General features: G+C 56.5%; 9 protein-coding genes. 1 reads left to right on the top strand and 8 read right to left on the bottom strand.

Translation table 11 applies throughout. The features are described 5' to 3' along the window. Positions 1-266: 266 nt before the first annotated feature. The 5 genes from K6T12_RS17495 to K6T12_RS17475 all read right to left on the bottom strand — a co-directional run bounded on the left by K6T12_RS17495 (position 267) and on the right by K6T12_RS17475 (position 5,630). Positions 267-1,556 carry a TRAP transporter large permease gene (locus K6T12_RS17495; protein ID WP_222224164.1) on the bottom strand — a complete coding sequence of 430 codons (1,290 nt, stop codon included), beginning with the start codon at positions 1,554-1,556 and terminating at the stop codon, positions 267-269. Between the two features lie 37 nt (positions 1,557-1,593). Then, on the bottom strand, positions 1,594-2,142 hold the full coding sequence (locus tag K6T12_RS17490; RefSeq protein WP_222224163.1) for a TRAP transporter small permease: 549 nt from the start codon (positions 2,140-2,142) through the stop codon (positions 1,594-1,596). A 152-nt stretch (positions 2,143-2,294) separates the two neighbouring features. Further along, positions 2,295-3,302, bottom strand: a complete 1,008-nt coding sequence (gene dctP, locus K6T12_RS17485) for a TRAP transporter substrate-binding protein DctP (RefSeq protein WP_222224162.1) — start codon at positions 3,300-3,302, stop codon at positions 2,295-2,297. Positions 3,303-3,804: 502 nt separating this feature from the next. Next, positions 3,805-4,062 (bottom strand): hypothetical protein, encoded by a 258-nt coding sequence (locus K6T12_RS17480; RefSeq protein ID WP_222224161.1) that lies wholly within the window; start codon positions 4,060-4,062, stop codon positions 3,805-3,807. Between the two features lie 440 nt (positions 4,063-4,502). Continuing rightward, the gene (locus tag K6T12_RS17475; RefSeq protein ID WP_222224160.1) at positions 4,503-5,630 is read right to left on the bottom strand and encodes a hybrid-cluster NAD(P)-dependent oxidoreductase; all 1,128 of its coding nucleotides are present in this window, start codon (positions 5,628-5,630) and stop codon (positions 4,503-4,505) included. Positions 5,631-5,999: 369 nt separating this feature from the next. Here K6T12_RS17475 and K6T12_RS17470 point away from each other — a divergent pair, with 369 nt between their 5' ends. Then, positions 6,000-7,271, top strand: a complete 1,272-nt coding sequence (locus tag K6T12_RS17470; protein ID WP_222224159.1) for an aromatic ring-hydroxylating oxygenase subunit alpha — start codon at positions 6,000-6,002, stop codon at positions 7,269-7,271. A 174-nt stretch (positions 7,272-7,445) separates the two neighbouring features. Here K6T12_RS17470 and K6T12_RS17465 read toward each other — a convergent pair whose 3' ends face one another. The 3 genes from K6T12_RS17465 to K6T12_RS17455 all read right to left on the bottom strand — a co-directional run bounded on the left by K6T12_RS17465 (position 7,446) and on the right by K6T12_RS17455 (position 8,911). Further along, on the bottom strand, positions 7,446-8,024 hold the full coding sequence (locus tag K6T12_RS17465; RefSeq protein WP_222224158.1) for an NAD(P)H-dependent oxidoreductase: 579 nt from the start codon (positions 8,022-8,024) through the stop codon (positions 7,446-7,448). A gap of 59 nt (positions 8,025-8,083) precedes the next feature. Further along, complete coding sequence (locus K6T12_RS17460; protein WP_222224157.1) at positions 8,084-8,437, bottom strand: MerR family transcriptional regulator; 354 nt, start codon at positions 8,435-8,437, stop codon at positions 8,084-8,086. A gap of 228 nt (positions 8,438-8,665) precedes the next feature. Next, complete coding sequence (locus K6T12_RS17455; RefSeq protein ID WP_222224156.1) at positions 8,666-8,911, bottom strand: hypothetical protein; 246 nt, start codon at positions 8,909-8,911, stop codon at positions 8,666-8,668. Between the last annotated feature and the right edge of the window lie 100 nt (positions 8,912-9,011).

Genomic DNA, 9,011 nt, shown 5'->3' with positions numbered 1-9,011 from the left:
TAATCGTTCCCCTTGCCGGGCCGACAGTGGACTTTCACCACCAAGTCATCCGGCCGCCACCACGCGTACCGGAACAGCGCCAGTCAAGGCGCTACGCGCCATGCCTGGCGCACACACAAAAAAAGGCAGCCTCGCGGCTGCCCAAGTGACCGATTCGGAGCACCCTGCCCGCTCCGAATCCGAACCCAAATACCTATCCCCTCCCTGCGAAATGTCGTAGCACCTTAATCAAAACCTCTGTTTCCTCGACCGAGCTTGAAACAGCCTCAACCGAGCAGCAACTGCGGCAGGAACAGCGAGACCTGCGGTACATAGGTGGTGATGATCAGGGTCGGAATCCAGGCGAACAGGATCATGATCAGGGTCGGCTTCAGCATCGCGCTGACCCGTACGTTGGTGACTCGTGATCCCAGATAGAGCAACGGTGCGGTGGGCGGCGTGATATTGCCCATACCCAGATTGACGCCGACGATGGCGGCGAACTGGATCGGATCGACGCCCAGCTCGGTGACGATCGGGAACAGCAGCGGCGACGCCAGCAGCACCCCGCTGACGTCGTCCATCAGCATGCCGATCAGAATCATCACCACGTTGATCATGATCAGCACCACGATCGGGTTGTCGGATACCGAGAAGATCAGCTCCTGGGCCAGGCCGGGGATATCCTCGAAGATCATCAGCCGGCTGACGATCATCACCATGAAGAACATCACCATCACCACCCCGGTGGTGGTGGCGGACTGTACCAACGCCTCTTTGAAGTTGTCTTTATTGAGCCCGCGGTAGATAAAGAAGCCCACCGGAATCGCGTAGACCACGGCGATACCTGCCGCTTCGGTCGGCGTCATGATACCGCCGTAGATACCGCCGAGGATCATGAACGGCATCAGCAACGCCGGCAGCGCGAAGCGCCCTTTCCTGACCACCTCGCCGCCGAAATCGTCGCTCGGCGGCAGTACCTTGATATCGTTATGTTTGCGCAGCATCAGGAAGTTAACGATGCACAGCAGGATCACCAGGATGATGCCCGGCACGATAGTGGCCAGGAAGCATTTCAGTACCGACTGCCGGGTGACCCAGGCATAGATGATCTGGATCGCGCTGGGCGGAATCAGCAGCCCCAGCGGTGCGGCATTGGTAATCAGCGCCGCCGACAGCCCTTCCGGATAGTTGGCCTTGCGCAGCTGCGGCATCATGATGCTGCCGATACAGGTCAGCGTGGCGGTGGCGCTACCGGCAATGGAGCCGAAGATGGCGCTGGCACCGACGGCGGCATAGGAGATACCGCCTTTGAAACGGCCGACAAACAGCTCGGCCAATTCCACCAGCGGCTGGGCGATCTTGCCCCGCTCCATGATGGTTCCCGCCATGATGAACAGCGGAATGGCCAGCAGCACCAGCACATTCATCCGCCAGTGGCCGGAGGTCAGGAAGCCGGCCGGATCATGATCACCGGTCAGCGACATATAGATCAGCGCCAGGCCGAAGGCGAACGGCACCGGAATGCCCGCCACCAGCGCAACACAGATCACCAGAAGTGTCAGCATAATCAACATGATTTTTTCCCGTTAGTTCTTTGCTTGGCAGCTGTGTTCAGATATGCGGCGGTGCTTCGTCGGCTTCCCAGGCCGGGCTCGGCCCGTCACGCAGCCCGCTGTAAAGGTGCAACGCGGTGTAGAAGGTCATCAGCAGGAAACCGACAAAGATGCCGAGCTTGGGAATAACGAACGGCAGTTCCAGCCCTGTCGTGGTCTGCCAGTGCGGATAGGCGGCGAGTTCTTCGGCCAGCATCAGCCAACCCCAGTAGGTCAGCACGACACCAATTAGTACCTCGACCAGAATAGTAAAATTGACCACCAGCCATTTGGTGCGCACATTATCGATCAGCGACAGCAGGAAGTCGGCTTTGACATGGGTATTTTCATAACTGCCCAATGCGCCGCCCAGAAAATAGATCCAGAACGCGATCATCAGCACCCACTCTTCATAGGCGAAAAGATCCGCTTCGAACAGATAGCGCAGGATAACCACAGCAAAAAACACGAAGGCCAAAATCAGGCTGGATATCGCCAGCAGATAGTGCTTGATACCAAGCAGAATACTCACCAGCTTGCCGAGTGGCCGCGGTATATTCAGATGCATACACTCGTACTCTTTTTATTATTGGAAAACGACGATATATAACGCCAACCTGCGGTCAGCGGCTTATCAATAGTTGATCAAAGGTAAAAGCCGGCGCCCCGGCCAGCCGGGCCGTGAATCGACTGGCGAGCGGGCGCCGGAGAATAGGACCGTCAGAGGTCGGCGACGATCTTATCGAGGATATCCTTGCCCAGCCGCTGCTCCAGCTTCGGCCAGGTTTTCGTGCGGATCTCTTGGGCGATCGCGCTACGCTCGGCATCGCTCAATGGCAGTACCTCCACGCCGAATGCCTGCAGTTTTTCCAGGTTGGCGGCGTCGTTTTTGCGGCTCCAGTCGACAAAGCCGGCCGACGCCCGGGTGAAGACATCTTTCACCACTTTACGTTGCTCGTCGTTGAGCTTTTTCTGCCAGGTTTTATTGCTGGCGTAGTAGGCGGTGTTTTCGACGAAGGCGTTGTACGGCACGTAGTGGCTGATCGCCTCCTTGAAGGTGGTATAGGTGGCTTCAGGCGTCGCACCGATCATGCCGTCGACCACCCCCTGCTGAATCGCCGGGAAGGCATCACCCCAGTCGATGGTGGTGGTCTTGTAGCCCAGATCCTTGGTCGCCAGTTTGGCGGCCTGGGCGCTCCATACGCGGATATTCTGGCCCTTCTCACCGGTGGTGCGATAGTTTTCCGGTACCGAGGAGGACATCACACCGATAAAGCCCTCGCCGGTAATGCCCAGCAGTTTCAGCCCCAGGTTATCCATCCGCTGTTCGAACAGGTTGTAGAAGTTGGAGCCTGGGCTGAACACCTTCTCCATCTCGTCATAGCTGGAGACCAGATAGGGTAACGAGTTGATCTCCAGTACCGGGTCCTTATGGCTGTAAACGAAGGCGTGTACGATATCGATGGTGCCACGTACCGCCTCGCCCATCAGCTGTTCGCCGGAGCCGAGTTGGCTGGCCATATAGAGTTTCACTTTCAAGTCCACCCCGGCCCCTTCCAGCTCTTTTTTGACCTGCTGCATCACTTCGGAAGCATACTGATCCGGCGCATGGGTGGTGGCAATTCGCAGCAGGGTCTCTGCCTGCACCGAACCGGACAACAGTGCACCAGACATCAGAGTGGTGGCAGCCGCCGCTTTCAAGCTGAACCCTTTCAAAATCTTCTTCATTGTTTACTCCGCGGTTTCCAGATGGAAAGTTGTTTTTATATTACGCGAGTGTTTCCTGCTGGCTTTTTATCAAACCACGTATTCCTACTAACGTGATCTAGCCGTTAAATCGACAGGAACGAATTAACTTATACCGCCAAGCCGGTGGGATCACCAGCAGCGCCCAAAAAACAAAAATCCGCCAGCAAACCGATGTTTATTTCGATTTGTAAATGGAAGTTACAATTTCTGTGCAGGGCCTGCGGAAACCGGCTTTAAGAAGAGAGGCTTATGCATATCGGCTGCGGATTTGTAAAACATAGCTGTTACATTCACTGCGATAATTAACAGCGTCATTTACATCTTTTTACATCAACTTACGCCAAAATCTGCCACAGCCCGGGGGCAGAGAAAATACAAACTTACCGCCGGTGAGACCGCGCTACAGCGACGGGACGGCGGACAGGGATCTCGGAGCATGGTGGATAAAACCGTAAAGAAACGACGGGGCAATAGCAGCCGCTCAGAACGCTCCGCGGCGGGAAAACAGCGCCGAACCGGAGCCCAGCAGCTCCGGTTCGCGCTTGACGACATCAGCCAGTGCGTCCCGACAGCGCAGGTCAGTGGCGATGGAATTGATGGTGATGATGGTGCCTTTTCCAGCCGCGATGATGGCGATGCTTGGAATAATGGCGTTTATGCCCATGGTGCCGTTTGTGAAGACCGTACCGGTACAGGTGGTGGTCAGGGTGCGCTCTATGTCGGGCGTGACGACGATCATCGAGCTCGTTGGCCAGAATCGCGCCGATGGCAATACCGCCCAACAGTGCGCCAAACTCATTGCCGCTGCGCTCGTAGACGATCGTTGGCGAGCGCTCTACGGTCCGATAGCCGTAAGTGTCATACCCTCTATACAGTTCCTCGGCGTAGCTCGGTGTGCTTAACAGCAACGCCAAACCACACAGGACTGTCAGTGTGGCTTTCATAACAGATACCTCTACTTTGCCAGAGATATCGTCAGTATCACCGTCAGCTCTCGAATCACCGCTTAATCGATACCATCCGGGAGATGTACCGACCGGAAACCCAGCTGGAGTACCCCGCTGTTAATACGATCATTCACGGCGAGCCCCGGATGGCAAACGGCCGGTCGCAGGAGAGCCCCACGACCGGCCGTTTTCAATCTAAATGACATGACGGAACGCCCGTCATGCTGACGGATCAGAAATCCACCACAACCTTGCCGTTCGGCACGCTGCAGCAGGTCAGGATGTAGCCTTCAGCGATATCCTCGTCGGTGATGCCGCCGTTGTGCTCCATCACCACCTCGCCTTCGGTCTTCTTCACCTTGCAGGTACCGCAGATCCCCATGCCACAGGCTTTCGGGATATGCAGCCCCAGCTTGGAAGCGGCGGTATGCACGGTCTCGCCCGGCGCGATAGTGACGCTCTTGCCGGTGGCGGTGAACTCGACCTGCACCATGTCGGACTGGGTGATGGCATCGGCCTCCTCCATCGCGATCTCGGCCTGCTCGATGGCTGCCTCTTCCACGTCTTCCGGCGTGGCCCCGAAGGATTCCTCGTGGTATCGGCTCATATCGAAGCCGTTCTGCTCCAGCAGGCGTTTCACCGCTTTCATGTAGGGCGTTGGGCCGCAGCAGAACACTTCGCGCTCCATGAAGTCCGGTGCGATCATCTCCAGTTTGACCTGGTCAAGATAGCCGCGATAACCGTACCAGGACTGGCCACGCTCATACTTCTCGCAGATCAGATGCAGCGAGAAGTTACTGATTCGTGAACACATGTGCTCCAGCTCGCGGTGGTAGATCACGTCACGCGGCGTACGGGCGCTATGGGCAAACACCATATCGACTTCGGCGTTGGTATCGAAGAACCAGCGCGCCATCGACATCACCGGCGTAATACCCACGCCGCCGGACAGCAGCAGCACTTTTTCGGACGGGTAATCGATACAGTTGAACAGCCCCACCGGGCCATGCACGGCGATTTCGTCACCGACATCCAGGTTGTCGTGCAACCAGTTGGACACCAGGCCACCCGGTACCCGCTTGACAGTGATCGAGAAGCTGTACGGCACCGACGGCGAACTGGAGATGGTGTAGGAACGCATGACCTGCTGGCCATTAATCTCCAGTTCCAGGGTCACGAACTGCCCCGGTTTGAAGAAGAACATCACCGGTTGTTCTGCCATGAAGCAGAAGGTCCGGACATCCCAGGTCTCATCGATCACCTTGACACAACGCATGTTGTGACGACCGTTGGCCCAGGTCTGGGTGTTGATCGGGCTGAAGGATTCGGAACTAACCGGTTTGGCGATGGCGTTTGTCATTTTCGTTATCTCTCATCTGGGCTAGGGCCGCTGCCTACATCCAGCAGGCGGGTAGCAATGCCCCATGTTGGGTGAGCTCATTCTGGTTCCGTCGCGACGGGGCCATTTAGCTGTTTGCGACACAAACTTGCCCATCCCCCACCTCATGCGGGATACAGTCGATCGACAGGTCGATTTTCATCTACATTGAGGTCGCAATCGGATAAACCCTGTAAACCTTGTTGATACAGGATTAGCGCAGACGCTCAGACCCGGATCGTTCGGACAACCGCTAGCCAAGGTCGGCGGCGTCAACCCCAAGAACCGTGTGCAACTTCAGGCAATCGCGCTGTGGCGCTGCCTACCCAAATCGACAAGGATAAAAACAAGATGAACGAACACGATCTGTTGAACATTAGCTACCCTAGTGTGGAGCAGGCCCGGTCCGAAATGGCACGGATGCTGGAGGAGCGGCCGCGTAATTATTCGCTGCCTCAACCGCTCTATAACGATCCGCATATGTTCCGGATCGATATGGAAGAAATTTTCCAGAAGGAGTGGTTGTTCGTTGGTATGAGCTCAGAGATCCCGAACCGAGGTGATTACTTTACCGTCGAGATCGGTCAGAACCCGGTACTGATCGTGCGTGGCGCAGAGGGCGAAATTAACGCCTTCCATAACAGCTGTCGTCACCGCGGCTCCCGCATCTGCGATTCGCACCGCGGCAAGGTGGCAAACCTGGTATGTCCGTACCACCAGTGGACGTACGACCTGAAAGGTAATCTGTTGTTTGCCGGCACCGAAATGGGTGACGCATTCGATATGAAACAGCACGGTCTAAAGAAGGCTCACTGCAAAGTGGGCGGTGGTTTCATCTTCATCAGCCTGGCGAAGGAAGAACCTCAGGGCGACTTCGATGAATTCCTCTCCTCCCTGGACGAATACATGGAACCGTACGATGTGGAGAACACCAAACTGGCGGTGGAATCCAACATGTATGAAAAAGCCAACTGGAAGTTGGTCATCGAAAACAACCGCGAGTGCTACCACTGCAACGGCAACCACCCGGAGCTGCTGAACACCCTGCTGGAGTGGGACGACACCAACGACCCCCGTGCCTCTCAGGCGTTCCTGGATCAGTACGCCCGTCAGTCCGCGGAGTGGGAAGCGGATAACATCCCGCATCAGCGTCGCGACCACGGCAACAACCGTAACCGCATCGTACGGATGCCGCTGAAAGATGGCGCCAAAGTAATGACCATCGACGGCGAAGCGGGCTGTAAGAAGCTGATGGGCCGTATCCGCAACCCGCAGATGGGCTCCATGCGCATCCTGCACCTGCCCAACTCCTGGAACCACATGCAGAGCGACCACTTCATCGTGTTCCGCGTACTGCCGGTCTCCGCGCAGGAGAGCATCGTGACCACCAAGTGGTTTGTACACAAAGATGCGGTGGAAGGCGTGGATTACGATCCGGCCCGTCTGCGTCAGGTGTGGGATGCCACCAATGATCAGGACCGCATCCTAGGTGAAGAGAACCAGCGCGGTATCAACTCGATCGGCTACGAGCCGGGCCCGTACTCCGAGACCTTCGAGTTCGGTGTGATCAACTTCATGGATTGGTACAGCGAAACCGTCCGCAAAAACCTGAACGGCAAATAAGAGCCTTTATTCGAGTCGGTTAAGCTCAACGAGCCACCGGTTAGGCAAGAGAAAATCCGGAATCCTGAGCCAGGGTTCCGGATTTTTTACTATTTAAGATGCCAGGAAACGTCTCAAGCGGAGCTATATGCGCCGATATTTCAGATCGTCATGCGGTTTGGTGGATATAGATAATCAAACCACATCCGCGCCAAGCCCCTTGACCCGCTCCAGCCACTCCTGCCGCTGCGCCTCATCGGAGTCGATCACCGGCCCGAACATATCACACTCTACCCGCTCAAAACCGCAGAACTTAAAGGTACCCAGATCCAACTGCTTTAACGCAGGCGCTCCCAACTCGTCGACATAGTATTCGGGCGGCGCATCCATGGTCATCAGGATACGTACGGACTTTCCACCCAGTAGTGGAATCGGATGCGGATTGCCCGCTTCAAAGTTGAAGGCAAAGCCTGGCAACAGGGTCCGGTCCAGCAGTCCCTTGAATTTCGCCGGGATACCAACCCACCAGATCGGCGTACAGATCAGCAGGTGCTCCGCCCAGACCAGTGCCTCCTGAAACGCTGCCAGCGAAGGCTCCAGCGGCTGAACACGGTCGTAGCCATGCTGAAGATCGGGATTAAAATCCATTGCTGCCAGTTGGAAGGTTCTGACCTCAGCCTCCGCCCGGGCTTCCTGGGCATAGGCCTCTGCCAGCAGCCCGCACAGGCTGCGCTGTTTGGGGTTGGCGTTCAACACCAGTACTCGCTTTTTCACGTGCTATCACTCTCAATGATTGAAAAAGCCGAGTCTAGAGTCTCCCCTAAGGGGGAGAGTCAACTACTATCCGGGCAGCGGTCGATCTCCGCACAGCACCTTTCCAGCCGGGCAAGCTGCACATCAATTTCCAGGCGGCGTTCGAGTAAGCGTTGCCGAATCTCCCCCAGAAACCGGAGGATTCGCGACCAGTCCACGTTGCCATCACGGTACTGGATGACGTCCGCCAATTCGCTCAGGGTTGCACCAAGCAACTTGGCCTCTTTTATCAGCAGCAGAATCTCGATATCCCGCTCGCGGTAGATGCGGTAGCGGCCGGATCGGGCCGGCACTTCGATAAGACCTTTGGCCTCGTAAAACCGGATCGCCTTGACCGTTAAACCGGTACGGCTAGCGACTTCGCCAATATACATAGCTGTTTCGTTACTGATGCTTACCAGGGGAGCGGTATTAAATCAGCGACTCCGCGGCGAGAACAAGCTTAGGAAACCTGCAAATAGGCGCCTTATGTTTTCTGTGGGGCTTTCCGGACTTGTTGACCACCACACAGGTTCCTCAGCTGGAAATGCTGACAGCCCCCTGCGGGTTGGCCGGATAGCTCCGGCCCACTCGCGTTAACGGGTGCCAGTACCGCTGCCAGCTTACGCCAACTCCGCCAGATAGGTATCCAGTGCCTGACGTACCTCCGGCAGCATCAGCTCACGCTTGGCGACCAGTTCGTCCATCAACTTGATCATCGCGCTACGCCGCTCCGCATCCTGCTTTTCAAACCAGCAAGCCGCCTGGCGGCACTGGGTGGCGGGATCGGAGTCCTGGCGCAGCGGCACACCGATACAGCTGAAACGTTCATACAGATCGTCCTGGTCGATCAGATCGGCAATCATCATGGCGTTCTCTCCCATCTCTGGTAACGCGAAAACCGGAACCCTTTTCGGGCCCCGGTTTTCAATTTTTTAGCTAGGTAGCCGGCATCGCTGGCCAACCACC

The sequence above is a fragment of the Marinobacterium arenosum genome, assembly GCF_019795155.1.
GTDB classification, from domain to species: domain Bacteria; phylum Pseudomonadota; class Gammaproteobacteria; order Pseudomonadales; family Balneatricaceae; genus Marinobacterium_C; species Marinobacterium_C arenosum.
This window is presented reverse-complemented; position numbering and strand designations above follow the sequence as displayed.

What these genes read in the sequence shown, in the direction of transcription:
- K6T12_RS17495 (WP_222224164.1), bottom strand. Translation starts at nt 1,556, where the DNA reads ATGTTGATTATGCTGACACTTCTGGTGATCTGTGTTGCGCTGGTGGCG.
- K6T12_RS17490 (WP_222224163.1), bottom strand. Translation starts at nt 2,142, where the DNA reads ATGCATCTGAATATACCGCGGCCACTCGGCAAGCTGGTGAGTATTCTG.
- dctP (WP_222224162.1), bottom strand. Translation starts at nt 3,302, where the DNA reads ATGAAGAAGATTTTGAAAGGGTTCAGCTTGAAAGCGGCGGCTGCCACC.
- K6T12_RS17480 (WP_222224161.1), bottom strand. Translation starts at nt 4,062, where the DNA reads ATGATCGTCGTCACGCCCGACATAGAGCGCACCCTGACCACCACCTGT.
- K6T12_RS17475 (WP_222224160.1), bottom strand. Translation starts at nt 5,630, where the DNA reads ATGACAAACGCCATCGCCAAACCGGTTAGTTCCGAATCCTTCAGCCCG.
- K6T12_RS17470 (WP_222224159.1), top strand. Translation starts at nt 6,000, where the DNA reads ATGAACGAACACGATCTGTTGAACATTAGCTACCCTAGTGTGGAGCAG.
- K6T12_RS17460 (WP_222224157.1), bottom strand. Translation starts at nt 8,437, where the DNA reads ATGTATATTGGCGAAGTCGCTAGCCGTACCGGTTTAACGGTCAAGGCG.
- K6T12_RS17455 (WP_222224156.1), bottom strand. Translation starts at nt 8,911, where the DNA reads ATGATGATTGCCGATCTGATCGACCAGGACGATCTGTATGAACGTTTC.